The sequence below is a fragment of the Aestuarium zhoushanense genome (assembly GCF_056431045.1).
Genome location: NZ_JBWKMA010000023.1, coordinates 600,659 through 627,523, shown reverse-complemented (window position 1 = coordinate 627,523; position 26,865 = coordinate 600,659). Strand labels below are relative to the sequence as shown.

The window sequence follows — 26,865 nt, the reverse complement described above, 5'->3', positions numbered from 1 at the left end:
TCATATGTCTTTGAAACGCGGATATTTGTTTGCCCTGTCGCTTTTGCTGGCATCACCAGCCCTCGCGCAAACGAATATTGCGCTGGACGGTTTTTCCGCCGACGCGACTGCGCCCGTCGAAATCGCGTCCGAATCTCTAACAGTAAACCGCGAGTCTGGATCGGCTGTTTTCACTGGCGATGTCGTGATTGCCCAAGGCAATCTGCGGCTATCGGCTGATAGCGTTGAGGTGATCTACCTCGAAGCCAGCGGCGATATTTCCCACCTTCTTGCCGAAGGTCATGTGATCTTTGTCACCGAAAACGATGCTGCCCAATCGGATCGTGCTGAATACAACCTCACCGACCGCCGTCTCATCATGACAGGCAACGTTATGTTGACCCAAGGCGCCAGCTCGATTGCCTCAGAACGGATGACCGTGAACCTCGACACAGGCGAAGCGCAGCTTGATGGTCGGGTGCGGACCACGCTCACGCAACAGGACAACAATTGATGACTGACCTCTCTGTCACCGAAGGCGATGTTGGTCTGCAAATCGTCAATCTGCGGAAAAGCTACAAAAAGCGGACCGTCATTCGGGACGTAACGCTGCGTCTCAATCGTGGTGAAGTGGTCGCCCTGCTCGGTCCAAACGGCTGCGGTAAAACAACGACCTTCTATTCAATTGCGGGCCTCGTTTCGCCCGAAGGCGGTAAGGTGATCGTGGATGGCCGCGACGTGACTGCCCTACCCATGTATCGCAGAGCCCGTCTTGGCATCGGCTATCTCCCCCAAGAGATGTCGATCTTTCGCGGCCTCAACGTCGAGGACAACATCATGTCGATCCTCGAAATTTGCGAGAGTGACCCCAAGAGCCGCCGTGAACGACTCGAAAGCCTACTCAGCGAATTCAGCATCGAACACCTCCGCCGTGCGCCCGCCCTCGCGCTGTCAGGCGGGGAACGTCGCCGCGTTGAAATCGCCCGCTGCCTTGCTGCGGGTCCGAAATATGTGCTGTTCGACGAACCCTTTGCAGGCGTTGACCCGATCGCCGTAGGTGAAATTCGGCATCTCGTATCTGATCTGAAAAACCGAGGTATCGGCGTTCTGATCACTGACCATAACGTACGGGAAACATTGGAAATTGTGGACCGCGCATACATCCTTCACGATGGCAAAGTCCTCATGTCTGGCACCACTGAAGACGTGGTGCGCGACGTAAACGTGCGCCGCGTTTATCTGGGCAATACGTTCCGCGTGAACTGACCGATTTTCGCCACTAGCCGAAGTGGGTCATTGACAAAACTTCGGAACGGTCGTGTCATGAATGCGATGACACAATTTGTTCCCCTTCGCGTTCCTTCGCAGGCTCACCAGCCTGACGGACGCGCTCAGACCAAATGTCATCTTATCCCACACACCATCATACCAGCCGCGTTGACTCGCGAATGCTTTTCTATGGTCGTGTAAGCAAGTGAAGAGGAGATACCATGCGTTACCAAATCAGCGGAAAACAAATTGATATCGGCGAAGCCCTGCAGAGCCACGTCAAAACCGAACTCGGTGAGACGTTAGGCAAATACGCAGGTCGACCAACCGATGCGGTTGTTATCTTCTCCAAGTCCGGTCCCGAATTTGTTTGCGAAACCGTTGTCCACCTATCGACTGGCCTCACGGCCCAAGCAAAGTCGCATGCCCATGAAATCTATGCAGCTTTTGACAGCTGCTGCGAAAAAATGGACAAACAACTCCGCCGCTACAAACGTCGGTTGAAGGATCACCACTCCGAAAGGACAACTCCGGTTGAACTTATGGCCAGTTCCTCTTATATCCTCGCCGCAACCGAGGAGTCGGAAGACGAGAGCGAAGCAGCTGTCGCGCCGATGATCATCGCTGAGATGGAAACCAAAATTCCATCTATTTCAGTTGGTGAGGCGGTGATGCAGATGGAGTTGGCCCATAGCACGGTCCAGGTCTTTAGAAACGAAAAACACGGCGGACTGAACGTAGTTTACCGCCGGGAAGACGGAAACATAGGCTGGGTCGATCCGAAGTAATCGACTTATGCCGTCGAAAGGCCCAAGGCGATTTAATGCAACTTTCGGATATTCTGAAGACCGATGCGGTCAAGACAATCACGTCTTCGACCAGCAAGAAACGGTTGTTCCATGACCTCGCCGACTTGGCGCAGAATTGCTACGGCTTTAATGCGTCCGACGTTGTCGATGCGTTGTTGGATCGCGAAAACCTTGGGCCTACTGGCGTGGGACACGGCATTGCCTTGCCCCATGCCCGCTTGAAAGATGCGAACGCCGTACGCGGCATCTTTCTGCGTCTAGAGAAGCCGCTCGACTTTGATTCCGTTGATCGCCAGCCTGTGGACCTCGTGTTTGCACTCTTGGCCCCCGACACCGCTGGTGTTGAGCACCTTAAAGCACTCGCTCTCGTCTCGCGCACAATGCGGGACCCTGCGATCTGCGCAAAGCTACGGGCGAATAGCGATCCTGCGACCCTGCACGCTATCTTGACGGAAGTGCAGTCGACACAGGCCGCCTAAGCGCGCCACGCGTCAAACCCAAAACTCATGTAATCGCGTGAATAGGCATCGTTAGATGCCTTTTCCAATTCTGCGTCATAGATGCGCGCCAAACGATCCGCGAATGGATCGGTCACGGATGCAAAATCTGGGGCATCCGTGCGCCCTACGGACGCAGCAAGGTATGCCAAATCCAAGGGAAGTTGGTCTTCACGGATGATAATGTCTGGCGTCGCGAAATTCGAAAACCCCTGAACAACGGCCCATTGCGAGGCCCATGAGTTATCGACCCTGATCGCCGTCTGCGCCTGCACGTTTGCCTTGAGGAAACTCAGGAACGACAAAAAGGCCGCCCGATGGGCATCGTCGTCGTAAGCCTCGCCCGGAGGGGTGTCTTTTGGAATCGGCACCTTGAACATCTGGCGCAGGGTCTTTCGAATTTCACCATAAACAGGCCCGTCATCCAGCCCGAGGATATGTGTGCAGAACGCAGCGTGGGCGCGCGCCAAAGGATGACGCACAACCGTAAACGCTCTGTGGCCAGGATTAGACCGTTTCCACTGACGCACCGTCTTCTGGGTAAAGCCCTCTATCACAGGGGCACCATCCAAACAGGTCAACCATTCTGCCACGGCAGCCTCAGGTCCACCTTTGATCGGCATATACATCAATGGCGTCTCGGCCGCCGCGATATACTGGGGGATCATGGCCCCACGGCGCGGTTCAAAGTTCGGCGTGCGAGACAGATTGAACCGATCCAAACGCGTGAGCGCCCGCTCCATCGCCTCGAAGTTACTCACCTTCTCAGATATCGGCTCTGGGTTCTGTTTCTTGAGCGTCTTATCAAGAGTCTCAAGCCGAGCGCCCGTACCGAGGAATGCCGCGAGGCCATTCATCACATCGACGTCTTGCAGGTCCTCGTAGGCCACATAGAACGCTGTTTGACCCGTCTTTTGCAGGCTGTTGAGCAAGAAGATCTGGAACTCTTGTAAAGCCGTCAGATGGTTTTCGAACTCTTCGGCATTGAACGTGACAGTCTCTGACCGAACGTTCTTAACATTCGTAAGCTTCCACTGCCCCGTCGCCTGCGCGATTTTCCAACTCACATAGCTATCGACTGGATTTCGGGTCAGGACGATCTTTGCACAACGCGGATCAGACAAAGCAATGTCCAAAACGCGCGGATCGTGGTCGTGGAAATAGCGAAAGCCACCTAGCCCGTCGGAATGCGCTTTGATCGTATCAATCAGATGGTTCGCATTTGCGTCTCGCTGAGCTTGCGACACCCCCAAGATATTGTCTTTGTTCGGGTAGCCGATGAAGTGCGGGTTAAACGCCTCACCGTGGCATTCAATGCCCTCAAAAGCGTTCAAATTCGCTTCGAGGAAATTCGACCCCGTTCGCATTTCGGCAAAAACAATAAAGTAATCGAATTTCGACATAAACTACCGAACCAAATAGGGTTTTCGCGCACTGCGCGGTTCATTCGTGGCCACGGGATCGACTGGAAAATCGCCCATGAGGTAGGGGTGCATCCCCTGATTCTTCAAATTTTGTAGGAACTGCCCAAAGCCTGTCAGATCAACCATCCGAGGGGCTTCGGTCAGACGGCGAACGTTCTTGCCCGTGATCTCATCCACAACCGTTTGCAGGGCTTCCATCGGCGACTCAATAAACTCGGCCATGGTCCAAATTCGGACGCGCGCCTTTGTATAAATCGCACGCAGCGCAAGCAGGTGTTCGCTTTCGATCCTTTGCAGCCGCGCGGCTTCTTCGCGGAGATCAGCAAAATTGCGGTTCGATTGGAACAAAGGCACGGCCCATGCACCAGAAATAACACTGATCTGCGCGTTAGGATCACGCGCAACGTCCCAGCTGATATCTTGGGTGTCATGTGGGCCGAATTGAAAACACTGACGTTCGCCGCGGGTATTCCAAACAAGGCTCCGCAAGAAGCTTCTCGTGTTGTAGTCCCGCAACTTCGGACAGTCCGACAATGCACCAACAAAAGTCGCCTGACGCCCCTCGAACTCAACCCGTTCCGGCGCAAACAAGTGACCGTGCACCCGCGCACCTGTCGCCTTCGCCAACCAAGGTTCGAAATCCTCGAACAACTCAGTAAAGCCTTCGAACATCGAATAGGGACCGCAGGTTACGCCATTTTCCCAGTCTTGGTTCGGAAAACGGCTCTGCATGTAAAGACCCGCGCGACCACGGGTTCGACGATCAACCGCGCGGGCAAAAATTCGATCGATTTTACCGGGGTTCGGTTCAGCCGCCTTTAGGCCCGCCGACGGTCCAAGGAAGGCGTCATACAAACGGTTCGCATGAGGCCAAATCTTACGCGCCACAAAACAATCCGACCGCCGCAAAAGCTGCAGGTGGTCGTCATAGAAAATGTGCGGCTTCCCTTGGAAATCGAATTTCGACAAGGTCAGCGAACGGCTCTCAACATTCGGTGAATACAAACGAGACAGCGTTTGGAAATAGCTCTCGTCTGGGATCCAAACCTTCTTGAAATAACGATCATAAGTAGGTCGATCTGGGTCTTCGAGGATCGCAGACAAGGTCTGGCGCGTCAGGCACCACCATTGCGAGCCCATGTGCGGGACAATGCCCTTGGGGATTTTGCGTTTGAATTTCACGCGGCGCTGCAGGTCCACGTAGAAATCGAACAACTGCCGCTGGGTCTTCCACGAAAACGGAAACCGCAGCGTGAAACGTTCGTGATCAAGCCCGCCGACTGTCCAAGGCACGTCAGCCGTTGTCGCGCTCTCGATAAAATCAACGCGTGGACGTTCGGTCAGATAGTCGTGCAGTTCATCGACAGGCCGCAAAGGCAAGCACGAGCCAGATGCCAAATAGACATGCGTAACCGACGGATGATCCCGCAGGATTTTTTCGCTGGCCTCTTGGGTCGCGGCAACGATGCCCCACGTCCCCCACTCACATTTGTGACGGGGCGAGAAGGTTACTTCAGGCATGTCCGACACGGCACTTACGAATTTGTCGTAACGCGCCTTATTCACCTTGGCGTCAACATGGACAACAACCGGACAGCCGCTTTTCACCCAGTTGCGGATCACCTGCTCTGCACGATGCAGCGCGGTGTGAACCAGCATAACTACCCCAACCTGCGTCATGCCCAGTTCCCCTTGGACATAAGGCCCAGAATTTCGAGCTGACGCCAGTTGATGTATTTTTCGGACCACTTGCACCACAAATCAGTGTTGTCCTGTAGCCCTGCGACATAGGCCTTATATTCGTGGCTCGCCGCGTAATGTTGTTTACGCGCGAGTTCCTCGTGGGCTTTCACGGTCAGCGTATCGAGAAACTTTGTATGGAGCAGAATGCCCGATGCCTTTTCGCCACCCCATTCATCGTAGACGAGGTTTAGACCACGGGGCAGCAGCATGTGCGTGCTACTGACATAGGCGTAACGACGATCCCATTTCACCAATGGGACCTTATTCAACGCCGGTGCACGTTCCGGGTTTTCTTGAAAAAACGCACGCGCCCGTGGGCCTCCTTGGATCCAAAGGTTGCCGAATGACGGGTTCCGCTGAATCGCATAATTTCCGCTATCAAACCAGTTTGCGATCTCTAGGGGGTCATCACCGCGGCGGTATGGGATCGCTGAAATAGGGCCTTTTGGATACATATCCAACAGCATCGCCGAGAACGATTTGATCGATGACGCGTCGAGCCAGTCGGTCAAAGCGCGAATGGGTCGCGTATCGCAGAACGGGAAAACAAACAGCTCGTCTGGATCGACGACCAAAGTCCAATGCCCGTGGCCGTATCGCATCAACAGCCAGTTCACCCAGTCGATGCCAAAGCGGGACCGCTTATAGCTTTTACCCGTCGACCAAAGCGAAACGTCCGATTGATCCGCAAGATACTCTCGCCCACCATCATCGCTATCGTTGTCGATCATCAGAAAGTGGTTAACGCCGAGGTCACGGTAATACTTCAGGAAATACGGCAACCGCACATCTTCGTTGCGCAGCGTCGAGACAAGCAGGATGTCGCTTTTCCGGATTTGAGAGGTGCGATCTGCGATAGGCGTAAGCTCGTGACGCTTGCGCAGCGCACGAACGAGCCAGCGGCGACGCTGAACCCTTAGCCTGTATGATCTCCAAAGCCCCAAAACGGCCCCTTACCTAGTCAGCTTTCAAGCGAAGCTGTCACTACTCCCAACACAGCAGCAAAGTGATCGTCCCACTTTGGCAATGATACGTAGGCAACCCGCTCCCCGTCTTCGTTTGTCTTTAATTCGTTAACGGTTTCCCGCCAAGAATAGTTATCTTGTGGGTCTAGGTAAACAATCCGATCACCCAAGGTTTCGCGGTAAACGGGTAAATCTGCGCAAACGACAGGCGTGCCCAGCGCGGCAGCTTCAATTGGGGGCATCCCGAATCCTTCTGCAATCGATGGAAAGAGCATCCCCTTAGAACCATGCACAACCGCCGCGAGAGCAGAATCGCTCAGATCGGGCACTTCGATCACATCGGGCACACCACGATCCAAAGCCTCAAAGACAGTTTGGTTCAGCCAACCACGGTTGCCACAGATAAGCAAAAGAGGTCGCTCTTCGGTATCCAGAGACTCCCAAACCTCTAGCAAGAGAGAATGATACTTCCGTGGTTCAATGGTGCCGACTGTCACGAAATACGGCCGAGACAGATCAAGATCTGGCGGAATTTCAGCATACCGCGGCATCACGGGGTCAATACCCGGATGCGCCACAATGATCGGCGGAACACGCCCGTGCCGCTGCAAATGTGGTGTGAGGCTATCGCTCGTGACCTTAGACACTGCGATCACACGGTCGGCTTCTTCGGATACGACACGCAGTTGCCGATTGAAGTCGGTGACGGTTTGCGGACGCTGAACCTCTGGATAATCCAACGGGATCGTATCGTGGATCATCACGTGGACACGCGCATCGACGCTTAACTTGAACGCAGACACGAATTCGAACTCCAAATTCGTATGCCCAACAATGTAGAGATCGACACCTTTTGGCAGATGCTCTGATAACATCAACGCCAATCGGCTGCGTCCACAACGGGCGACACGATGCTTGCGCACAAAGCTTTGAGCTGCCTGAACACGCTTTGGCATCTTGAACCTGAGACGCGAAAGAAGGTCTGACTGCCCCCACTCACCTTTCAACGTCGCCCGAAGAATGGATTGCCCGCCAGAACGGTCCAGCAAAACATACCCATAGGACGTTCGGGCGATGAAATAGCAGGGGACATCATCGGCTAGGAAACGGCGCAGATACGCTAGTTCGACACGATCAACACCCGTCAGGACTCGACCCGCACGTCCAACCAGACGTGTGATGTCCAGAACCCTGCCTGAAGAGTTATTTATTATAGTGTCCACTTTGGTGCCAACGCCACGCGTCTGTAATCATTTGACGAAGTGTAGACCGAGACGGCGCCCAACCCAACTCCTCAATTGCACGCGTGCTACCTGAGACCAATTTCGTTGCATCACCGGGTCGGCGATCCCCTTCGATCATCGGGACCTCTTTGTTCGTGACCTCGGCAGAATGCGCCACGACCTCGCGGACGGAAAAGCCGCTGCCGGTGCCCAAATTGAACACCCGACCATCTTTGCCATCTTCGAGCCACTTAACGCCCAACACATGCGCATCAACGAGATCACAAACGTGAACATAGTCACGAATGCAGGTGCCATCAGGCGTATCGTAATCGGTACCAAAGATCGTCAACGCCGCGCGCTTACCGTCAATCGCATCCAGCATGAGCGGAATGAGGTGCGTCTCTGGCTGGTGGAATTCGCCAACCTCAGCTTCAGGATCGGCGCCTGCGACGTTGAAATACCGGAAAATCACTGACCGCAGGCCATGGCTCTGACCAAAATTGACCAACATATCCTCAATGGCGCGTTTGGACGCGCCATAGGCGTTGATCGGCTGCTGAACACAGGTTTCGTCGAGCGTCACGCCATCCTGTTCGCCATAGGTGGCACAGGTCGACGAAAATACGAACTGCATACAACCCGCATCGACAGCGGCCTCAATCAGGTTCAGGGACCCGCTGACGTTGTTGCGCCAATAGCTACCTGGGTCTTTCATGCTATCGCCAACCTGGCTCAGCGCCGCAAAGTGCATCACGGCAACGGGTTTATGCTTTGCAAAAACCTCGTCCAAGCGCGCGCGATCAAGCAAATCACCGCGTTCAAATGGACCGAATTTTACGGCGTCTTCCCAACCCGTGATCAAGTTATCAAAGGTGACGGGCGTATAACCCGCCGCCTTGAGCGCCTTACACGCATGCGAGCCGATATAGCCCGCACCACCCGTTACCAGAACAGTTGTCATAAACTTCGCCCTTAAAGTTGGGCCTGACGAACCGCGTAGAGATCATCAAGATACGTTTCGAATTCACCGCGAAGGTCCGACCGAGCAAGACCAAACGCAACAGTTGCCTGCAAGAAGCCTGCCTTAGAACCGCAGTCAAAGCGTTGGCCTTCGAAACGATAGCCGAACACATTGCGGTTCTGACGTAGCTCTTCGGCGATCGCATCGGTTAGCTGCAATTCACCACCTGCGCCACGATCGATGGTCTCAAGGTTCCGCATCACGTCGGGGGTCAGAATATAACGGCCAATAACAGCGAGGTTGGACGGCGCATCCTCGGGCTTTGGCTTCTCAACCATGTTCTTGACCGAAACGACCGAGCCCATGTCAGCTTTGACATCCAAAAGACCGTAGGACGACGCCTTCTCCTGCGGGACTTCCATCGCGGCAACCATGCAGCCGCCCGTTTCTTCGTAGGCTTCAACCATTTGCTTCAAGCAGGGTTTATCAGCCGCGATCACGTCGTCAGGCAGCATTACAGCAAAGGGTTCATCGCCAATCAAACGACGGGCACACCAGACCGCGTGACCCAGACCCAAAGCACGGTGCTGACGAATATACGCAATCGCGCCGCTTTCCATGTAGGTGCTCTTCAAAACGTCGAGCAGTTCATGTTTGCCCTTCGCTTCGAGGTCAGTTTCCAGCTCGACCGAGCGGTCAAAATAATCTTCGAGCGCCGACTTCCCTTTGGAGGTAACGAAGATGAAATCGGTAATACCTGCCTCGCGGGCCTCATCGATCGCGTATTGGATCAATGGACGATCCACGAGAGTCATAATCTCTTTCGGGACCGATTTGGTTGCGGGCAAAAACCGCGTTCCGAGACCAGCAACCGGGAAAATCGCTTTGGTTACTTTTCTGCTCATGTCGTACTCCAATTAACTTGGCTAAATTTTTTAACAGCTGTCGCCTATCACAACAAAAATGCCGTTCACATCGCCTTATTCACAATAAGTAACAGTATCGACACGCTCGGCACGTTTCAGCCCAATGCTACGGAAATTTGTCTCTGATCCCAGCCAATCGGCTCATTTCATGTGCGGTTCGTGACTTTTTTGTCCACAGACGGAACATAGGATCTGACCGATCAGAGCGGCCAAACAATCCACCGCGTTGTAACCAGATACCGTCTTCTTGGAACCGAACGTGATGGAACAGAGCCGTTAGACTGTAGCGGAACACGGTCACGCGGTAGCCTTCTTCGCGGGCCATTCGCGCAGCTGCCTTGACCCGAGACCATGAATACCAGCGCCCGACCAACGCCATATGCCCCGCGTCGGCGACCTCTTTTTCAAACTTCAAGAACGGCTCTTTTGACGGCGAAATAGGCGCTAGTGGAGCGATATTCGCGGTTTCACCCTCAAGCAGACCTTGGGTCATCGTCGCCATGAGCACTGACACATCCTTCGGCTCAATCCGACCTGCGATCATATGTTCAATCAACCGCCGACCCTGGGCTTTGACTTCGGAGTCGATGACCGGACCGTGCTTTGCCTCGGGCAAGTGCTTGCGCAGGAAAACCTTCAAGCTCCGACCAATTGGGAAAAGCGTTGTCGGCGCACGATCTTCACGGCGCTTATCACTGGCTGCGAAACCATGATGAACCTGCGCCCGCGGGACAATCGCTGTTGTCATTTCCAATCCTGCCAGACGCATATTTAGGTCTGTTTCGTCCAAATAGAACTGAAACGCAGGATCAAAGCCACCTAGCTTGCAGAGCACATCACGATCAAAGGCCATATTCGTGCCTTCGGTTTTGATTCCTTGCTGTGCTGAGCCTTCAACACAAATCGGATCATCACTGTCGAGAAGCAGTTCCTCTGACCACCCATTCGGACGTACGTCGCGGGCTTTCCATTGAAAAGAAATTCCATTGCGACCGCGCACATAGCCCCCAGCAGCAACGGCCTGACGGCTCGCAATTGGTCCGACGAGGTGGTCGAGCCACGTCGGCTCTGGGATCGCATCGTCATCGATAAACGCGACGATGGTCCCTGCCGCCACCTCAAGCCCTGCATTGCGCGCTGCAGCAATGTTCGCCTCATCGAACGGGATCAACTTGACGCTTTTCGCAAATCCACCCGCTGCCATCTCTTCGCAGCCGCGTTGATCCGCGACCACAATGATTTCGAAATTCGGGTGCAATAGCTGCATCAGCCCCTTCACGCACCGCCGCAAATGCTGCGGGCGGTCGCGGCTGACGACAATTACGCTGACAGGAGCCGCGCTCACGCCGCTCCCATTTTCTTGAGCATCGCTTCGATGCGCGGCACGTCTTCGGGGTTATTCAATTCCCAGAATTGGCGACCACGGGCTTCAACCTCAACGCAGAGAACATGCACGCCACGTTCAAGGAAACGTAGCTGCTCAAGCCCTTCCAGTTTTTCCAACGGGCCAGCAGCCCAGCGCGGGTAAGCAGCCAAAGCCGAAGGACGATAGGCATAGACACCGACGTGGTGGAAAACGGGTGTTTCTTCGTCATCAGCGTAAGTCTTGCCAGTGTAGGGAATGACCTCTTTGCTGAAATAGAGTGCGTTATAGTCGATGCCGAACACAGCGGTCGTGCCACCAACACGCCCAGCGCGGCGATCTTCAAGGAACCCGTTGAGAGCTTCACCTTCGGTCCGCAGAACAGGTGTCGCAACTTCGGCGACGGGGCTCGCCTTTAGACCCTTGATCAGCTCTTCGACGAACCAATGCGGGGTCAGGGGTGCGTCACCTTGAAGGTTCACAACTACATCGTAACCGCCGCCCAGTTTATCAAACGCTTCCGCACAGCGCTCTGTACCGTTTTGGCAGGACTCAGAGGTCATAACGACCTCGGCACCGAACGCTTCCGCAGCCTCGCGAATGCGGTCGTCGTCAGTCGCAACGACAACCTTGTCCACGCCTTGAACCATCATCGCGGCTTCCCAGCTGCGCTTGATCAGGCTTTTCGCTTCACCCGTTGCGCCCTTTAGCTCAACAAGAGGCTTCCCCGGATAGCGAGTGGAAGCAAAACGTGCTGGGATTACGATGAGTGTGGACACTTAAGCCTCCTTGAGATCAACGCCCGGCGCATAGGCGATAAAGAACGGGTTCGCGAAGCCCTCTTTGCCGTAGCGAAGTGGCTGATGGTTGTCGAAACGCACAACGTCGCCACCTGCGCCGACCAAGACAGCGTGTCCAGCAGCCGTATCCCACTCCATCGTGCGGCCAACGCGCGGATAGAGGTCGGCCTCACCCGTGGCAACAAGGCAGAACTTCAGCGAAGAGCCGGCGGACTTTAAATCTTTGGCTTTATACTTCGCCAAATAGTCATCCGTTGCCTGATCACGGTGCGATTTCGAAGCGACGACGAACAGCGCCTCATTATCAGGTTTTGACACACGAATAGGCTTCAATTCGCCAACGGTCTCTTTGTCGAACGGACCGATTTCTTCGACCGCGTTCCCGCCGGCATCGGTGTAGAACAGGCGTTCTTTTGCTGGTGCATAGACAATACCGCGCACAGGCGAACCATCCAGAACATAAGCAATGTTCACTGTGAAGTCGCCGCGGCGGTTGATGAATTCTTTGGTGCCGTCGAGCGGATCAACGATCAAAAACGTTGAAACATCTTGGCCGTGGCTGTCAGCTTGCTCTTCGGTCACAAGCGCGACATCAGGAAACGCAGCACGCAATCCAGCCGAGATGATCGCATCAGCAGCTTCATCGGCTTCGGTCACTGGGCTTTCGTCGCTCTTGGTCTTAATTTCAAAGTCAGGACTATTGTAAACTTCCATGATTTTGTCCCCCGCTTCGAGCGAGAGTTGACGCATCACGGTGACGAGTTTTTCTAAATTCATTAAATTCTCCTGACGGACTGCCCGTATTTACCATAAAATTGATCGGCAAAGTCGTGCCTCTTATGGTAGAGGCTTAAGAGAACGGCAAGAAATTCGTTGATATTCGGGCGTAAGACCCGGCCAGTCACAGGCAAGTTTAAGATGTTCCAAGTCAAGCAACCGCGCACAATGCTGGGGTCCCTCGGGTCCATGCTGGAACTCATCTTCCACTCGACTGTGCGCGAAATTCGCAAGAGCCACCGCAACGCAATCGTCGGCCTGTTGATGAACATGGTGCAGGCGCTCGTTTTTGTTGGTGCGTTTTACCTCATGTTCCAACTCTTGGGGATGCGCCGTAGTCAAATCCGCGGCGATTTCCTTCTCTATATTATGTCTGGGGTGTTTCTATTTCTCACCCACACCAAAGCGATGGGCGCCGTCTACGGTTCTGGTGGATCAACATCGGCGATGCTCAAACACGCACCACTGAACTCATTAATACTGATCTCATCTGCGGCACTAGGCTCGCTCTACACACAGGTGCTCTCGCTCCTGACTATCCTGTATCTCTACCACGTGATCGGGAACCCAATTTCAATCGATAACCCCGTTGGTGCTATGTCCATGCTCCTCCTTGCTTGGTTCTCAGGCGTGGCAATCGGCGTGATTTTTCTGTCGGTCAAACCATGGCTCCCCGAGTTCACAGGCATTGCGCAGCAGATTTACGCACGCATGAACATGATTGCCTCTGGCAAAATGTTCGTCGCCAACGCAACGCCGAGCTACATTCTCGCCATGTTTGACTGGAACCCATTGTTCCACTGCATCGATCAGGAACGCGGCTTTGTTTTCGTGAACTACTACCCGCACCACAGCAATTACGTGTATCCGATCGTCGTAAGCGTGGTGTGCATCACAATCGGCCTCATGGCCGAATTCTTCACCCGCAAATACGCCTCCGAAAGCTGGAGCGCCGCTCGGTAATCACGTCACCACCCGCAAGGTGACGTTGATCCTACCACCATTGGTCAGCAGCGTTGATGTGTTCGGCTTCACTCGGTCAATGCCGTGAAACAGAAGGCGCGAAGGCCCTCCGAGGACACAGACATCGCCGCTTTCCAACCAGATACTCTCGGTCGAACCACCGCGTGTTTCGTTTCCAATGCGGAACAATGCAGAGTCTCCCAAAGAAATCGAAACCACAGGTGCGCCGAAATCCTTTTCATCCCGATCCTGATGCAAACCCATTTTTGCTGTTGAGGAATAGTAGTTGATCAGACAACTTTCAGGACTTCGCTCTGACCGAGAGACCGCATTCCAGACGGCAAGAACAGATTGAGGAATCTCAGGCCACGCGACACCTGAGGGGTGCTGCTGTTCGTAGCGATAACCATTTGCATCAGACACCCAACCGAATCGACCCGCCGATGTCATCTTCACACTCATCGACTGCCCGCTTGCCGTTTTCGGCGTAAAGAACGGAGCCGCTTGGGCAACCACGCGCAAATCATCAACCATCGCGGACTGCTCGGCTTTCGATAATAGCCCCTTGAACACATTCACACCCCGAACAGTTAGGGTTGGCTCTGGTTGATCCTGCATATCTTTGTTGCCCAAGTTGTTTTTTACCATCTTTGCGGCCCTGCCCCCGTTGCAGGCAGCAATTGTCAACCTTATATACCCGTTGATCCACGGTTCGGACCACTTTCCGAGCCAGATTTAACTCCAGATGGTTCAGGTGCCGTTCACCGGGCCTGGGCAGCTCAAACCGCCTAAGAAGAGGGATTTGAAAAATGGGAAAAGTCATTGGTATTGACCTTGGTACCACGAACTCCTGCGTAGCCATCCTTGATGGTTCCAAACCGCGCGTCATCGAAAACGCTGAAGGCGCACGTACCACTCCGTCGATCGTCGGTTTCACCGAAGACGAGCGCCTTGTTGGTCAGCCGGCAAAACGCCAGGCCGTTACCAACCCTGACAACACTGTATTCGCTGTTAAGCGTCTTATCGGTCGTCGCACCACCGACGCTGAAGTCGAAAAAGACAAGAAGCTCGTCCCCTACGCAATTGTAGACGGCGGCAACGGCGACGCATGGGTTGAGATCCGTGGCGAGAAATACTCTCCGAGCCAAGTTTCGGCTTTCATTCTGCAAAAGATGAAAGAAACCGCTGAATCCTACCTCGGCGAAGACGTGACCCAAGCGGTTATCACCGTTCCGGCATACTTTAACGACGCTCAGCGTCAGGCAACCAAAGACGCCGGCAAAATCGCTGGCCTCGAAGTTCTGCGTATCATCAACGAACCGACCGCTGCGGCACTCGCCTACGGTCTGGACAAAGATGAAACCAAAACCATTGCTGTTTATGACCTTGGCGGCGGTACATTCGACGTTACCATCCTCGAAATCGACGATGGTCTGTTCGAAGTAAAATCGACCAACGGCGACACCTTCCTCGGTGGTGAAGACTTTGACATGCGCATCGTCAACTACCTCGCTGACGAGTTCAAAAAAGAGCACGGCGTTGACCTGACCTCTGACAAAATGGCTCTGCAGCGTCTGAAAGAAGCCGCTGAAAAAGCCAAAATCGAACTGTCCTCGTCGCAGCAGACCGAAATCAACCAGCCGTTCATCTCGATGGGTTCGAACGGTCAGCCGCTGCACATGGTCATGAAACTGACCCGCGCAAAGCTGGAAAGCCTGGTTGCTGACCTGATCAAGAACTCGATCAAACCGTGTCAGGCTGCTCTTAAGGACGCTGGTCTCACCACTTCCGACATCGACGAAGTCGTTCTGGTCGGTGGTATGACCCGCATGCCGAAAGTTATCGAAGAAGTAACCAAATTTTTCGGTAAAGAGCCGCACAAGGGTGTGAACCCGGACGAAGTTGTTGCGATGGGCGCTGCTATTCAGGCTGGCGTTCTGCAGGGCGACCTGAAGGACCTCGTTCTTCTGGACGTGACCCCGCTGTCGCTGGGCATCGAAACGTTGGGTGGCGTGTTCACACGTCTGATCGACCGCAACACCACGATCCCGACCAAAAAATCCCAAGTCTTCTCAACCGCAGAAGACAACCAGAACGCTGTGACCATTCGTGTGTTCCAGGGTGAACGCGAGATGGCTGCCGACAACAAAATGCTCGGTCAGTTCAACCTCGAAAACATCCCGCCAGCACCGCGCGGCATGCCACAGATCGAAGTGACCTTCGACATCGACGCAAACGGTATCGTATCCGTTGGCGCAAAAGACAAAGGCACAGGTAAAGAACAGCAGATTACGATTCAGGCCTCTGGCGGTCTGTCGGACGAAGACATCGAAAAGATGGTCAAGGACGCAGAAGAAAACGCAGAAGCCGATAAGAAGCGTAAAGAGTTGGTCGAAGCGAAAAACCAGGCTGAAAGCCTCGTTCACGCAACCGAGAAATCGATCGAAGAGCACGGCGACAAGGTTGATCCGTCGACCATCGAAGCAATCGAACTGGCAGTAGCTGCCCTCAAGGACGAACTTGAAGGTGACGACGCTGGCAAGATCAAGTCGGGCATCCAGAACGTAACCGAAGCGTCCATGCGCCTTGGTGAAGCCATCTACAAAGCATCCCAAGACGGTGGCGACTCTGACGCTGCTGACAACGATGGTGCAGATGACGACATCCTCGACGCTGACTTCGAGGACCTTGGCGAAGACAAGCGCGGCTAATCATAGCCCTGCTGTGAATAGGCCGGCCCAGACTGACTGGGCCGGTTTGTTCCTTTCCCAAAGGGGGAACGCATGTCAAAACGCGATTATTACGAAGTTTTAGGTGTATCCAAAGGCGCGACCGCGGAAGAGCTGAAAAAGGCCTACCGCACGAAAGCCAAAGAACTGCACCCAGACCGTAACTCTGACAATCCGGACGCAGAATCCCAGTTCAAAGAAGTGAACGAGGCCTATGACGTCCTGAAAGACGCCAACAAAAAAGCAGCTTATGACCGTTATGGCCATGCTGCGTTTGACGGTGGCATGGGTGGCGGACCACGTGGTGGTCACGGGCACGGCGACTTTGCCTCTGCCTTCTCTGATGTTTTCGACGATCTGTTTGGCGACTTCATGGGTGGTGGCCGTCAAGGCGGTGGCCGTTCGCGCGCGCAACGCGGCAACGACCTGCGCTACAACCTGCGCATCACGCTCGAAGAAGCCTTTGGTGGTCTGCAAAAGACCATCAACATTCCAGCATCGAGCCAATGTGGTTCGTGTAACGGAACGGGTGCCGAAGGCGGCAGCGAACCCATCACCTGTCCAACCTGCTCGGGCATGGGTAAAGTGCGCGCTCAACAGGGCTTCTTTACCGTCGAACGGACCTGTCCGACCTGTAACGGCATGGGTCAGACGATCAAGAACCCGTGCAAATCCTGCCACGGTGCAGGCCGCGTCGAAAAAGAAAAAGCACTGTCGGTCAACATCCCGGCAGGCGTTGAAACTGGCACTCGCATCCGCCTCGCTGGCGAAGGCGAAGCCGGTCTACGCGGTGGCCCATCGGGCGACCTGTATATCTTTATCGAAGTGGCAGAGCACGAGCTCTTTGAACGCGAAGGAACATCCTTGTTCTGCCGCGTTCCAGTATCAATGGTTGATGCAGCACTGGGCGGCGAAGTTGAGGTGCCAACAATCGAAGGTGGCCGTAGCCGCGTGAAGATCCCTGAAGGCAGCCAATCTGGTCGCCAGATGCGTCTTCGCGGCAAAGGTATGCCCGCTCTGCGCGGTGGCTCGACCGGCGATATGCTGATTGAGCTGGTTGTCGAGACACCTGTGAAACTGACGTCCAAGCAAAAGGAACTCCTCCACGAGTTCCAAGAGCTCAGCACCGAAAACAACCCGCATTCGTCGAAATTCTTTTCGGCGGTCAAAGGGTTCTGGGACTCGATGAAAGGCTAATCCAGCCTCCATCCCAACGATCAAAGGGCGGCCATCACGGTCGCCCTTTTTCGTTTACTCCGCCTTAATCTGTCATCGGCGATGCTCGCGGTATGACCCAGTCCCCGCACATGGCCGAGGCGCCACTCCCGTTTTTCGACCTCAATGACGAGGTTGTCTTGCCTATTCAGGCAAAAGGCCAACCATCCTACATCAAGGATCACCGCACCCGTCTACGGGAACGGTTCATGACGGGTGGCGCAGCCGCCCTCCCCGATTACGAAATGCTAGAACTCGTGCTGTTTCGCGCCATTCCGCGTCAGGATGTGAAACCACTGGCGCATGCGCTCTTGGATACATTTGGGGATTTAGGTCGTGTGATCACCGCGCCAACTGCTACTCTTAAAGGGATCAAAGGCGTCGGTGATGCGGTCGTCGTTGAACTCAAGATCATTGAAGCAGCCGCGCAACGGCTCGCACGGTCAAAGATCATGCAGCGGCAGGTGATAAGCAGTTGGAATGAGGTTCTCGACTACTGCCACACAGTCATGGCGCATCGGGAAACCGAACAATTCCGCATCCTGTTTCTCGACCGAAAGAACGTCCTGATTGCCGATGAAGAACAGTCCAAAGGCACGGTCGATCATGTGCCCGTTTATCCAAGAGAAGTCGTCAAACGGTCCCTTGAATTGAACGCCTCCGCTTTGATCCTCGTTCATAATCATCCGTCAGGTGACCCAACCCCGTCAGAAGCTGACATAACCATCACGCATCAAATCGAGCGGGCGTTAACCGTGATGGGGATCACGCTGCACGATCATCTGATCATTGGAAAATCTCGGGAACTCAGTTTCCGCGCCGAGGGTCTGATCTAGTCACCGACCCAGAGTTCTACACGGCGATTCATGCGGCGACCCCACTCTGTTTCATCGCAGCCCATCGGCAGGGCCTCACCGAATCCGTTCGCGGAAATGCGCACCGCATCAGGAACGTCGCCACCCAGTGCTGCTGTAAGTTCTGCCAACACCGCATCGGCCCTAGTCTGAGAGAGGTTCTTGTTAATGCTCGCGGCCCCAGTGCCATCGCTAAAGCCTGCAAGCGTCAAACGGCGACCGTCAAACTGGCCATCGCGTATCGCTTGGGCGAGGAACAATAGATGCGATTCAGAAACAGGTGTCAGCGTGGTCGAGCCCTCGGCAAATCGGAAGGTTGTCGACAAACGGGCTTGCCCATCCAACGTGCGCAACATTTCTTGAAGCTCGGTCAATGAAACTTCACTACCCGCCTGCAAAATAGCGTTTGCAAGCCGCTCGCCTTGTTCATCCCAGCCAATTGGCACCACACCTTGGTCCACAAAACCAGCTCTCCGTATGACGGCTTGCGCCTCGTTGCTACGCAGCCAAGCCAGAAAGTCCGCAGCCTGCGGTGCGATCCGGTATTCAGGTAGATAAAGATAAAGCGGCATCGTCAGTGGATAATCACCCGTCTTCAACGACGTCCGACGGGGGATGGACCTCAACCCACAGACATCCTGCAAAATCATCGGCGCCGCTTTGCCAAAAGCCCCCATCGGCACAACACCGATAGCCAGTGGGTCTTCGGCCACGAGGTTGGTCATTTCGGGCCCGACCTCAATCCGAACAGCATCCTCGACCGCAGCAGAGTCACCCAAAACCATGGATTGGAACCCATGCGCTTGATCAGAGTTTTCAGCCGCTAGTACAGGATGCACTACACCGTCATCGCCCTTGAGGTCGGACCAGTTTGTAACGTCGCCACTGAACACAGACGACAGAGCATCCAGAGAAATCGATTTGACGGGTTGGAGCGGGGATACAACGGGCACCAAAGCATCAAGCGCCAATATGCGTGCCCGACCATTCGCGTTAAGCGCCCCTAAACCCGCAGCCATTGATGCTGCATTTTCTGCAACTGTCGCGGGACGCGCAGACATGACCACATCGGCTGTTCCATTGCGCTGCATTTCAAAACCAACCGAACTCTCGTTCAACGCAAAATAGACCTGCAGTTCGGGCGCACCGAGAGGCCCGATCTGGTATTGCAGTGCACTTTCGCCTTCGATCGCCGAGATATTCAGGTTCCGTTGCCGTCCATATGCCTCGACCAACGCAGGAAGAAGGACCTCGCCAATGCGGGGCGATCCTGCGAACCGAAGTTCGGCCGCTCCGTTGGGTGCAGGGCACCGCAATCCCTCGCAAATCACACCTGCATAGGCGACCGTCACAACGCCGTATTCGGTCCGCAGGCGCATGTAGTCGCCATCAAAGCTTAGTACATCGCCACTAATCGCGAGCCCGCCCTCTGTCCGCAGATTAACGGGTTCAGCAGTGGCAATGTCACACGCAAAGAGCGCGGCCAAAGCAGCCGCGCCAATGCGTTTCAAATTCGGGACCTTACAACTTATACGCGTCATTTCGCGGCGAGTGTTAAGTCCGTGAACATATTTTTCAACACAAGAAAGTCTCCAACTGCAACGCAGTCTGGCATAGTGACTTGTAGGTCAACAGCTTCGGCGTCGTGCTCTGGCCCAATCTGGATACTTTGGGCTGCAACTTCACGTCCACAGTTGCGGATCGTGATAGACGCTTCAACACTAAGTTCGATCGCTCCGCCGGACGCAGAATGAGCTGTTGGGTAGGTATAGACCTCGGCGATCAGGGGTTCAGGCAATTCGTCATTGCCCAATCGAACAAGGAAACCCTGCCCATTCGCGGCAGCGCTCGGCGACCGTGGTGCATCCGCCCAGACGTGACCGTCCGACCCAAACTCAGCGCCAAACTCAAAGGCATGTATCCCAACCCCTGAGTTGCCCTGCCATTGCAGAACAGCGCGATCCAAGTCCGCGACATCAGGAACACTCACGCTCGCTACCGCACCCATCCCGTCGTCAAAAGCCGCAATAAATACGGCGTTTTCGGTAAGAGCTGGAACTTCGGCCGCAAACTGGCCGTCCTCATCGGTTGCGACAGAGAACATCATGCCCTGATGGTGCACGGTGAACCGCGCCTGTGGATAGCACGACGCGTCTACCGTCAGATTCACCATGCCGAAAGCCCTCGCCTCCGCTGCCATTTCGGGCACACAGTCGACGTTTAACGCGATCTCATCGGCGGGGTCGGAAATTGGCTCGTCAGGGTCCGTTGCGGCAACAAGGATCGGCACAATGTCCGTCACGACAGGATCAATGCTGGCGGGCACCTTCAATTCTGTGACCTGAACCTCGGGCGCGACCATGAATGGGCCAGCGTCTTCGGGCAGGGCAACATCGCGCAGCGCCACAGATGGCTCAACTAAAACGGTGCTTTGGACGGGTGCTGGCATCGCCTCAACATCAGTCGAACGTTCAGCAAACGCATTGCCGTTTTGCATAACAAAACCAACGGCAAGAGCAGCCGAAAACGTGACGCCAGCAGTCATCATTTTTCTAGAGCGGGACAATTCACCCTCCACCAACACTTAAATTCAGTTTTCAACCTAGGGGTGGAAGATGGTGTTAGCTGGACCTGACTGGGGAAAGTTCTGGGCTGAATTGGGGCGTAATTGGTCATAGGACAGAAAAAGGCCGGCGTCATTGCTGACACCGGCCCCAAATTTCACCTGCCGCTAAAGCTCAGAACTTGCCGTGGCAGTATTTGAACTTCTCGCCCGAACCACAGGGGCACGGATCGTTTCGCGACGGATCACCCCAAGTCGTTGGGTCATTCTCATCAAACCCGGGTTTTGCGTTCGCTGCTGGATGCTTTGGCTGTTCTGCCGCTGCAGCAGCTGCCTGCGACTGACGCTGCTGTTCCACCATTTGACGCAGCATCTGTTCTTGCTGCTCTTTGGACATCGGCTGAATGCGCGAAAGTTTCTGGGTCACGTCCTCACGCAAACCATCCAAGAGGCTTTCGAACAGCTGGAAGGCTTCGGTTTTGTATTCGTTGAGCGGGTCACGCTGCGCATAACCACGGAAGCCAACGACCGACCGAAGGTGTTCGAGCGTCAACAAATGCTCGCGCCATTTACCGTCGATGGTTTGAAGCAGGATCTGCTTTTCGATCTGGCGCATAGTCTCGGCACCAAAGGCTTCGGCTTTTTCTGCCATAAGCGCATCGGTCGCCTCATAGAGACGGTCGCGGATATCGCTGTCGTCCACGCCCTCTTCAGACGCCCATTCAACGACAGGCACGTCAACGCCCAGCTTATCGAGACATGCAGCCTTAAGACCTTCAGCATCCCACTGATCCGCATAGGACCGCGCAGGAATGAACTGGTCGACCAGATCGTCGACAACGTCCTGACGCATATCACCAACAATCTCGGACAGGTCCGCCGCTTCCATGATTTCGCGGCGCTGCTTAAAGATCACCTTACGCTGATCGTTCATCACGTCATCGAACTTCAACAGCTGCTTACGAATGTCAAAGTTGCGGCCTTCGACCTTAGCCTGCGCACGTTCGAGCGATTTGTTCACCCACGGGTGAATGATCGCTTCGCCCTCTTTCATGCCAAGGCCAGAGAGAACCTTCTCTAGACGCTCGGACCCAAAGATACGCATCAGGTCATCGTCAAGCGACAGGAAGAACACCGAACGACCTGGGTCACCCTGACGGCCCGAACGGCCACGGAGCTGGTTGTCAATACGACGGGATTCGTGACGTTCGGTTGCCAGAACGAACAGACCACCGGCCTGCTTAACCGCCTCTTCGTCACCCTTATGCGCTTCTTCGATCTGCGCACGGATGGCTTCGGGGTCGGCCTCAGGGTTCGCAGCAATCGCCTCGAGAACTTTGTGCTCAACGTTACCGCCGAGCTTAATGTCAGTGCCACGGCCCGCCATGTTCGTCGCAATCGTCACAGCGCCGAGCTTACCAGCCTCTGCAACGATCTGCGCCTCTTGCTCGTGCTGACGCGCGTTCAGAACGTTGTGCGGGATTTTTGCAGCGGTCAGAAGCTGGGACAGGAATTCCGATTTTTCAATCGAGGTCGTACCGACAAGGATCGGCTGGCCTTTTTCATGGGCGATACCGATTTCTTTGACGATGGCATCAAATTTTTCCTGTGCCGAACGGTACACCTGATCGTGTTCATCTTTACGCGCAATCGGACGGTTGGTCGGAACTTCGACGACGCCGAGACGGTAGATTTCCATGAACTCGTCGGCTTCGGTCATCGCCGTACCCGTCATACCGCCCAGTTTTTCATACAGGCGGAAGTAGTTCTGGAATGTCACCGACGCGAGTGTCACGTTCTCGGGCTGGATCGCGCAGTTCTCTTTGGCTTCGATCGCTTGATGCAGACCGTCCGACAGACGACGGCCCGCCATCATACGGCCTGTGAATTCGTCGATCAGCACAACGTTGCCGTCACGAACGATGTAGTCTTTGTCCTTGGTGAACAGCTTGTGAGCACGGAGGCCTTGGTTCACGTGGTGAACAATGGTGGTGCTTTCCGGATCGTAGAGCGACTGGTCGGCTGGCAAAATACCTGCGGTCCGAAGACGTTCTTCGAGAAATTCGTTGCCCTCGTCGGTAAAGGTCACCTGACGGGACTTTTCATCGATGGTGTAGTGCGATTCAGCCAGCTCTGGGATCAACGCGTCGATGGCTTTATACAGCTCCGAACGGTCTTGCGCTGGACCAGAAATGATCAGCGGGGTCCGCGCTTCGTCGATAAGGATCGAGTCGACCTCGTCCACAATCGCGAAGTAGTGCTGACGCTGCATCATCTGGCTCAGTTCGGACTTCATGTTGTCACGAAGGTAATCGAAACCAAGTTCGTTGTTGGTCGTGTAGGTGATGTCGCAGGCATAAGCCGTGCGCTTTTCGTCTTCGGGCTGCTGAGGAACGACAACGCCCGTGGTCAGACCCAAGGCACCGTAAACTTTGCTCATCCATTCCGCGTCACGACGTGCGAGGTAGTCGTTCACCGTCACAACGTGAACGCCTTTGCCCGTGAGAGCATTCAGATAGGCCGCGAAGGTCGCCATGAGCGTTTTACCTTCACCGGTCTTCATCTCGGAAATGTTACCTTGGTGCAGGAAAATCCCGCCCATCAACTGCACATCAAAGGCCCGCAGACCCAATGCACGCTTGGCGGCTTCGCGACAGTTCGCAAAGGCCTCGGGCAGCAGCGAGTCGAGTGATTCACCACCCTCGATGCGTCCCTTAAATTCGTTGGACTTCTCGATCAGCTGTTCATCTGTCAGCTTCTCGAATTCGGGCTCCAGCGCGTTGATCTTTGCGATGATCGGCTTGGTTGCCTTGATCTTGCGGTCGTTCGCGGTGCCAAACACCTTTTTGGCCAGCGTTCCGAATCCCAGCATGTTCTCTCCGCGCCCTCAATTTGGGGCCTAATGACGTCGTTATGATGAGGAGGTTGCTTGTCGCTTACAGCAGCAACGCCTAAACAGGTGACAAGACGGTCCCTCAATGCCTCTTCGGGATGTAAGGGGAGGGCCATAAAGTGTCAACGCTGCGGGGCTTTCGCAGCCGAATTGGGAAAGATTTGATGAAGAAATTCGCTACATTCGCAGCAGTAAGTGCCCTCGCCCTCTTTGCGGCCACTGCACAGGCTGAGGAACCGACCGGAAATACCGTCGTCGCGACTGTAAATGGCACCGACATCACACTGTCGCACATGATTATCACCATGGCGCAACTGCCCGCCCAATATCAGCAACTCCCGCCCGAAGTTCTCTGGGACGGTATCCTCGAACAACTGATCCAACAACAGTTGCTCGCCGATGAAATGACTGATCTGCCTGCACGCGCTCAATACGCGATCGAAAACGAAACCCGTTCGATCAAAGCGGGCGAACGTATCTCTGTTCTGTCCGAAGCTGCAGTCACCGAAGAGGCTCTTCAGGCTGCCTATGACGCGCAATTCGCTGACGCAGAGCCGACACCTGAATACAACGCATCGCACATCCTCTTGGCCACCCAGGAAGAAGCGCTCGCCGCGAAAGCACGCGTTGATGCAGGCGAAGACTTTGCAACCGTCGCTACTGAACTGTCGACAGGTCCATCTGGCCCGAACGGTGGCCAGCTCGGTTGGTTCGGCCCAGGCATGATGGTAGAGCCCTTCGAACAAGCCGTCGTCGCTATGGAAGTCGGCACTGTATCTGAACCCGTTGAGACTCAATTCGGCTGGCACATCATCAAACTGAACGAAACACGCGATCAGGCAAACCCGACCCTCGACGATATGCGAGACGAACTCGCCGCTAAAATCCAAGAGGAAATGATCACCACCTATCTGGCTCAGATCACCTCTGATTCTGACATTACACGCATCGAAGCTGGCTCGATCGATCCAGCCGCTCTCACCAACCTCGACCTGCTGGAGCAGTAAAACTATGCCCGTCTCGCCTCTTGCCCCTGCGGCATTCCCCGACCTTCCGGTCATTGATGGCGTCCGTTTTGCATCGGCTATGGCTGGTGTGAAATACAACAACCGCACCGATGTGATGCTGGCCGAATTGGTCGAAGGCAGCACCGTTGCGGGCGTTTTCACTCGCTCGGCCACACGGTCGGCGAACGTTTTGGACTGTCAGGCCAAAAACGGGAAAACACAGGCGGGACGGGCCGCCATCATCGTGAACTCGGGCAACTCGAACGCGTTTACAGGCGCTCGTGGTGTTGAGGCTGTGACCGCCCTTTGCGCTGGCGTTGCGGAACAGACTGGTATCGACGCTGATCGCATCTTTACCTCGTCAACTGGCGTAATTGGCGAACCCCTACCCTACGACCGTATCACCGCGAAAATTGGCGAGCTATCCGCAAACCTCAACGCGGGCGGCATCGAAGGCGCTGCAAAGGCAATCATGACCACCGATACCTTCCCGAAGGGGTCCGCGGCTGAAATCACCGTGAACGGTCAGACGGTCAAGATTGCAGGCATCGCCAAAGGTTCAGGCATGATCGCGCCTGACATGGCCACCATGCTCGTCTACATCTTTACGGATGCGAAAATCGGCTACGACGCTCTGCAGGGTGTCCTGTCGAAACTCACCGACAAAACCTTCAACTGCATCACCGTCGACAGCGATACATCGACCTCTGACACGCTCCTCATCGGCGCAACGGGCGCATCTGGCGTGGATGTCACCGGCAATGCTGACTTTGAGGCCGCGCTTCACAAGGTGATGCTCGACCTGTCTCATCAAGTGATCCGCGACGGCGAAGGCGCAACGAAGTTCGTTGAGATCCAAGTTACAGGCGCAGCCAACGACGCAGACGCAAAACGCGTCGGCCTTTCAGTCGCAAACTCTCCGTTGGTTAAAACCGCGATTGCTGGCGAAGATGCCAACTGGGGTCGTATCGTTGCCGCTGTCGGTAAATCTGGTGCCGAAGCCGACCGTGATCGTCTCTCCATTCGGTTTGGCGACATCACCGTGGCTGAAAACGGATGGCGCGCGCCAGATTATTCCGAAGCGGACGCAAGCGCTTACATGAAAAACGCTGAACTGATCATCGGTGTTGATCTCGGTATCGGGACTGGCGCCTCAACAGTTTGGACCTGTGACCTGACCTACGAATACATTCGGATCAACGCGGATTATCGCTCGTGACGAAGAAAATCATCCTCGTTTCCGCAGTCGCGCTCATCGATGTCGATGGGCGCGTTCTGCTTGCGCAACGGCCCGAGGGAAAGTCCCTAGCGGGCCTATGGGAATTCCCAGGTGGTAAAGTCGAAACAGGCGAAACGCCCGAGGCCGCACTGGTCCGCGAACTCCAAGAAGAGCTCGGTATCGAAACGTGGAATTCCTGCCTCGCGCCGCTGACGTTTGCCTCGTACAGCTACGACGATTTCCACCTTCTGATGCCGTTGTTTGCGTGCCGGCGCTGGAATGGCACACCACAACCCAAAGAGGGCCAAAAGCTGGCTTGGGTCCGCAAGGAACATCTGAACGATTACCCGATGCCCCCTGCCGACATTCCGCTCATCCCAATTCTACGCGACTGGCTCTAAAATCATCCTTTGGGATAGCTATTTTTAACAGCCACCCATCAGGTAGCTTTAACTCTAGGCGACAACCTGAGGTGTTAGATATGTACCGTACAATTATTATCGGCAGCAGTGTGTCCTTGCAGGGCAAGTTTCTGCGCGACGCGGATAACGGCAACGTTGTAATCAGCATCGGCAACCGCACTTACGTTGGGCGTCCAGCAAACGTTGCGGCCTAAGATCGGAACATTTTCCGACATGACAAAGAAAAAGGGACGGTCCTCGTTGGACCGTCCCTTTTCTTTT

General features: G+C 54.8%; 25 protein-coding genes. 12 read left to right on the top strand and 13 right to left on the bottom strand.

All coding sequences use genetic code 11. From position 1 onward, the window contains the following. The first annotated feature begins 4 nt into the window (after positions 1–4). From lptA to AC07ED_RS14785, 4 genes are all read left to right on the top strand, one after another. A complete protein-coding gene (lptA, locus tag AC07ED_RS14800) occupies positions 5–493 on the top strand; it encodes a lipopolysaccharide transport periplasmic protein LptA (RefSeq protein WP_105236140.1) in 489 nt (162 codons plus the stop codon). Continuing rightward, positions 493–1,245, top strand: coding sequence for an LPS export ABC transporter ATP-binding protein (gene lptB / locus AC07ED_RS14795; RefSeq protein WP_105236141.1), 753 nt, complete (start codon positions 493–495; stop codon positions 1,243–1,245). The genes lptA and lptB overlap by 1 nt, the downstream gene beginning before the upstream one ends. Before the next feature lie 224 nt (positions 1,246–1,469). Continuing rightward, positions 1,470–2,036: a ribosome hibernation-promoting factor, HPF/YfiA family gene (hpf, locus tag AC07ED_RS14790; protein ID WP_105236142.1), complete on the top strand. Its 567-nt coding sequence runs from the start codon at positions 1,470–1,472 to the stop codon at positions 2,034–2,036. Positions 2,037–2,071: 35 nt separating this feature from the next. Beyond that, positions 2,072–2,536 carry a PTS sugar transporter subunit IIA gene (locus AC07ED_RS14785; RefSeq protein WP_105236143.1) on the top strand — a complete coding sequence of 155 codons (465 nt, stop codon included), beginning with the start codon at positions 2,072–2,074 and terminating at the stop codon, positions 2,534–2,536. Here the strand turns inward: AC07ED_RS14785 and AC07ED_RS14780 are convergent. From AC07ED_RS14780 to cysQ, 9 genes are all read right to left on the bottom strand, one after another. Then, positions 2,533–3,957, bottom strand: a complete 1,425-nt coding sequence (locus AC07ED_RS14780; protein ID WP_105236144.1) for a sulfotransferase family 2 domain-containing protein — start codon at positions 3,955–3,957, stop codon at positions 2,533–2,535. The two genes, AC07ED_RS14785 and AC07ED_RS14780, sit on opposite strands and share 4 nt — an antisense overlap. A 3-nt stretch (positions 3,958–3,960) precedes the next feature. Next, entirely contained in the window at positions 3,961–5,658 is a 1,698-nt protein-coding gene (locus AC07ED_RS14775) for a beta-1,6-N-acetylglucosaminyltransferase (RefSeq protein ID WP_245918095.1), read from the bottom strand. Further along, positions 5,655–6,665, bottom strand: a complete 1,011-nt coding sequence (locus AC07ED_RS14770) for a glycosyltransferase family 2 protein (RefSeq protein ID WP_105236145.1) — start codon at positions 6,663–6,665, stop codon at positions 5,655–5,657. The genes AC07ED_RS14775 and AC07ED_RS14770 overlap by 4 nt, the downstream gene beginning before the upstream one ends. Before the next feature lie 17 nt (positions 6,666–6,682). Further along, entirely contained in the window at positions 6,683–7,909 is a 1,227-nt protein-coding gene (locus tag AC07ED_RS14765; protein ID WP_158664569.1) for a glycosyltransferase family 4 protein, read from the bottom strand. After that, complete coding sequence (gene galE, locus AC07ED_RS14760; RefSeq protein WP_105236147.1) at positions 7,890–8,873, bottom strand: UDP-glucose 4-epimerase GalE; 984 nt, start codon at positions 8,871–8,873, stop codon at positions 7,890–7,892. Before galE ends, AC07ED_RS14765 begins: the two co-directional genes overlap by 20 nt. Before the next feature lie 11 nt (positions 8,874–8,884). Beyond that, entirely contained in the window at positions 8,885–9,778 is an 894-nt protein-coding gene (galU, locus tag AC07ED_RS14755) for a UTP--glucose-1-phosphate uridylyltransferase GalU (protein WP_105236148.1), read from the bottom strand. 127 nt (positions 9,779–9,905) lie between these two features. Then, a complete protein-coding gene (locus AC07ED_RS14750) occupies positions 9,906–11,144 on the bottom strand; it encodes a glycosyltransferase family 2 protein (protein ID WP_105236149.1) in 1,239 nt (412 codons plus the stop codon). Continuing rightward, on the bottom strand, positions 11,141–11,941 hold the full coding sequence (locus AC07ED_RS14745) for a 3-deoxy-manno-octulosonate cytidylyltransferase (RefSeq protein WP_105236150.1): 801 nt from the start codon (positions 11,939–11,941) through the stop codon (positions 11,141–11,143). Before AC07ED_RS14745 ends, AC07ED_RS14750 begins: the two co-directional genes overlap by 4 nt. After that, positions 11,942–12,739, bottom strand: coding sequence for a 3'(2'),5'-bisphosphate nucleotidase CysQ (cysQ, locus tag AC07ED_RS14740; protein WP_105236151.1), 798 nt, complete (start codon positions 12,737–12,739; stop codon positions 11,942–11,944). It lies immediately after the preceding gene. A gap of 141 nt (positions 12,740–12,880) precedes the next feature. On the opposite strand from cysQ, the gene AC07ED_RS14735 reads away from it, so the two are divergent. Beyond that, the gene (locus tag AC07ED_RS14735; protein ID WP_105236152.1) at positions 12,881–13,702 is read left to right on the top strand and encodes an ABC transporter permease; all 822 of its coding nucleotides are present in this window, start codon (positions 12,881–12,883) and stop codon (positions 13,700–13,702) included. Here the strand turns inward: AC07ED_RS14735 and AC07ED_RS14730 are convergent, their stop codons facing one another. After that, positions 13,703–14,350 carry an alpha-ketoglutarate-dependent dioxygenase AlkB gene (locus AC07ED_RS14730; RefSeq protein ID WP_245918096.1) on the bottom strand — a complete coding sequence of 216 codons (648 nt, stop codon included), beginning with the start codon at positions 14,348–14,350 and terminating at the stop codon, positions 13,703–13,705. A gap of 161 nt (positions 14,351–14,511) precedes the next feature. On the opposite strand from AC07ED_RS14730, the gene dnaK reads away from it, so the two are divergent. The 3 genes from dnaK to radC all read left to right on the top strand — a co-directional run bounded on the left by dnaK (position 14,512) and on the right by radC (position 18,482). Further along, on the top strand, positions 14,512–16,413 hold the full coding sequence (dnaK, locus tag AC07ED_RS14725; RefSeq protein ID WP_105236153.1) for a molecular chaperone DnaK: 1,902 nt from the start codon (positions 14,512–14,514) through the stop codon (positions 16,411–16,413). 72 nt (positions 16,414–16,485) lie between these two features. Beyond that, positions 16,486–17,628, top strand: coding sequence for a molecular chaperone DnaJ (gene dnaJ, locus AC07ED_RS14720; RefSeq protein WP_067552542.1), 1,143 nt, complete (start codon positions 16,486–16,488; stop codon positions 17,626–17,628). A gap of 92 nt (positions 17,629–17,720) precedes the next feature. After that, positions 17,721–18,482, top strand: coding sequence for a RadC family protein (gene radC, locus AC07ED_RS14715; RefSeq protein ID WP_105236154.1), 762 nt, complete (start codon positions 17,721–17,723; stop codon positions 18,480–18,482). On the opposite strand, the gene AC07ED_RS14710 is transcribed toward radC, so the two are convergent. The 3 genes from AC07ED_RS14710 to secA form a co-directional block, all read right to left on the bottom strand. Further along, a complete protein-coding gene (locus tag AC07ED_RS14710; RefSeq protein ID WP_158664570.1) occupies positions 18,479–20,011 on the bottom strand; it encodes a phosphate ABC transporter substrate-binding/OmpA family protein in 1,533 nt (510 codons plus the stop codon). The genes radC and AC07ED_RS14710 overlap by 4 nt on opposite strands. A 26-nt stretch (positions 20,012–20,037) precedes the next feature. Continuing rightward, entirely contained in the window at positions 20,038–21,066 is a 1,029-nt protein-coding gene (locus AC07ED_RS14705; RefSeq protein WP_158664571.1) for a hypothetical protein, read from the bottom strand. Positions 21,067–21,238: 172 nt separating this feature from the next. Continuing rightward, on the bottom strand, positions 21,239–23,935 hold the full coding sequence (secA, locus tag AC07ED_RS14700) for a preprotein translocase subunit SecA (RefSeq protein WP_105236157.1): 2,697 nt from the start codon (positions 23,933–23,935) through the stop codon (positions 21,239–21,241). Between the two features lie 185 nt (positions 23,936–24,120). On the opposite strand from secA, the gene AC07ED_RS14695 reads away from it, so the two are divergent. The 4 genes from AC07ED_RS14695 to AC07ED_RS14680 all read left to right on the top strand — a co-directional run bounded on the left by AC07ED_RS14695 (position 24,121) and on the right by AC07ED_RS14680 (position 26,798). Continuing rightward, a complete protein-coding gene (locus AC07ED_RS14695; protein WP_105236158.1) occupies positions 24,121–24,963 on the top strand; it encodes a peptidylprolyl isomerase in 843 nt (280 codons plus the stop codon). Between the two features lie 4 nt (positions 24,964–24,967). Next, a complete protein-coding gene (argJ, locus tag AC07ED_RS14690) occupies positions 24,968–26,182 on the top strand; it encodes a bifunctional glutamate N-acetyltransferase/amino-acid acetyltransferase ArgJ (RefSeq protein ID WP_105236159.1) in 1,215 nt (404 codons plus the stop codon). Then, a complete protein-coding gene (gene mutT / locus AC07ED_RS14685; protein ID WP_105236160.1) occupies positions 26,179–26,583 on the top strand; it encodes an 8-oxo-dGTP diphosphatase MutT in 405 nt (134 codons plus the stop codon). The genes argJ and mutT overlap by 4 nt, the downstream gene beginning before the upstream one ends. A gap of 80 nt (positions 26,584–26,663) precedes the next feature. After that, positions 26,664–26,798, top strand: coding sequence for a hypothetical protein (locus AC07ED_RS14680; RefSeq protein ID WP_478242353.1), 135 nt, complete (start codon positions 26,664–26,666; stop codon positions 26,796–26,798). Positions 26,799–26,865: the final 67 nt, after the last annotated feature.

What these genes read in the sequence shown, in the direction of transcription:
- lptA (WP_105236140.1), top strand. Translation starts at nt 5, where the DNA reads ATGTCTTTGAAACGCGGATATTTGTTTGCCCTGTCGCTTTTGCTGGCA.
- lptB (WP_105236141.1), top strand. Translation starts at nt 493, where the DNA reads ATGACTGACCTCTCTGTCACCGAAGGCGATGTTGGTCTGCAAATCGTC.
- hpf (WP_105236142.1), top strand. Translation starts at nt 1,470, where the DNA reads ATGCGTTACCAAATCAGCGGAAAACAAATTGATATCGGCGAAGCCCTG.
- AC07ED_RS14785 (WP_105236143.1), top strand. Translation starts at nt 2,072, where the DNA reads ATGCAACTTTCGGATATTCTGAAGACCGATGCGGTCAAGACAATCACG.
- AC07ED_RS14780 (WP_105236144.1), bottom strand. Translation starts at nt 3,957, where the DNA reads ATGTCGAAATTCGATTACTTTATTGTTTTTGCCGAAATGCGAACGGGG.
- AC07ED_RS14775 (WP_245918095.1), bottom strand. Translation starts at nt 5,658, where the DNA reads ATGACGCAGGTTGGGGTAGTTATGCTGGTTCACACCGCGCTGCATCGT.
- galE (WP_105236147.1), bottom strand. Translation starts at nt 8,873, where the DNA reads ATGACAACTGTTCTGGTAACGGGTGGTGCGGGCTATATCGGCTCGCAT.
- galU (WP_105236148.1), bottom strand. Translation starts at nt 9,778, where the DNA reads ATGAGCAGAAAAGTAACCAAAGCGATTTTCCCGGTTGCTGGTCTCGGA.
- cysQ (WP_105236151.1), bottom strand. Translation starts at nt 12,739, where the DNA reads ATGAATTTAGAAAAACTCGTCACCGTGATGCGTCAACTCTCGCTCGAA.
- AC07ED_RS14735 (WP_105236152.1), top strand. Translation starts at nt 12,881, where the DNA reads ATGTTCCAAGTCAAGCAACCGCGCACAATGCTGGGGTCCCTCGGGTCC.
- AC07ED_RS14730 (WP_245918096.1), bottom strand. Translation starts at nt 14,350, where the DNA reads ATGGTAAAAAACAACTTGGGCAACAAAGATATGCAGGATCAACCAGAG.
- dnaK (WP_105236153.1), top strand. Translation starts at nt 14,512, where the DNA reads ATGGGAAAAGTCATTGGTATTGACCTTGGTACCACGAACTCCTGCGTA.
- dnaJ (WP_067552542.1), top strand. Translation starts at nt 16,486, where the DNA reads ATGTCAAAACGCGATTATTACGAAGTTTTAGGTGTATCCAAAGGCGCG.
- radC (WP_105236154.1), top strand. Translation starts at nt 17,721, where the DNA reads ATGACCCAGTCCCCGCACATGGCCGAGGCGCCACTCCCGTTTTTCGAC.
- secA (WP_105236157.1), bottom strand. Translation starts at nt 23,935, where the DNA reads ATGCTGGGATTCGGAACGCTGGCCAAAAAGGTGTTTGGCACCGCGAAC.
- AC07ED_RS14695 (WP_105236158.1), top strand. Translation starts at nt 24,121, where the DNA reads ATGAAGAAATTCGCTACATTCGCAGCAGTAAGTGCCCTCGCCCTCTTT.
- argJ (WP_105236159.1), top strand. Translation starts at nt 24,968, where the DNA reads ATGCCCGTCTCGCCTCTTGCCCCTGCGGCATTCCCCGACCTTCCGGTC.
- AC07ED_RS14680 (WP_478242353.1), top strand. Translation starts at nt 26,664, where the DNA reads ATGTACCGTACAATTATTATCGGCAGCAGTGTGTCCTTGCAGGGCAAG.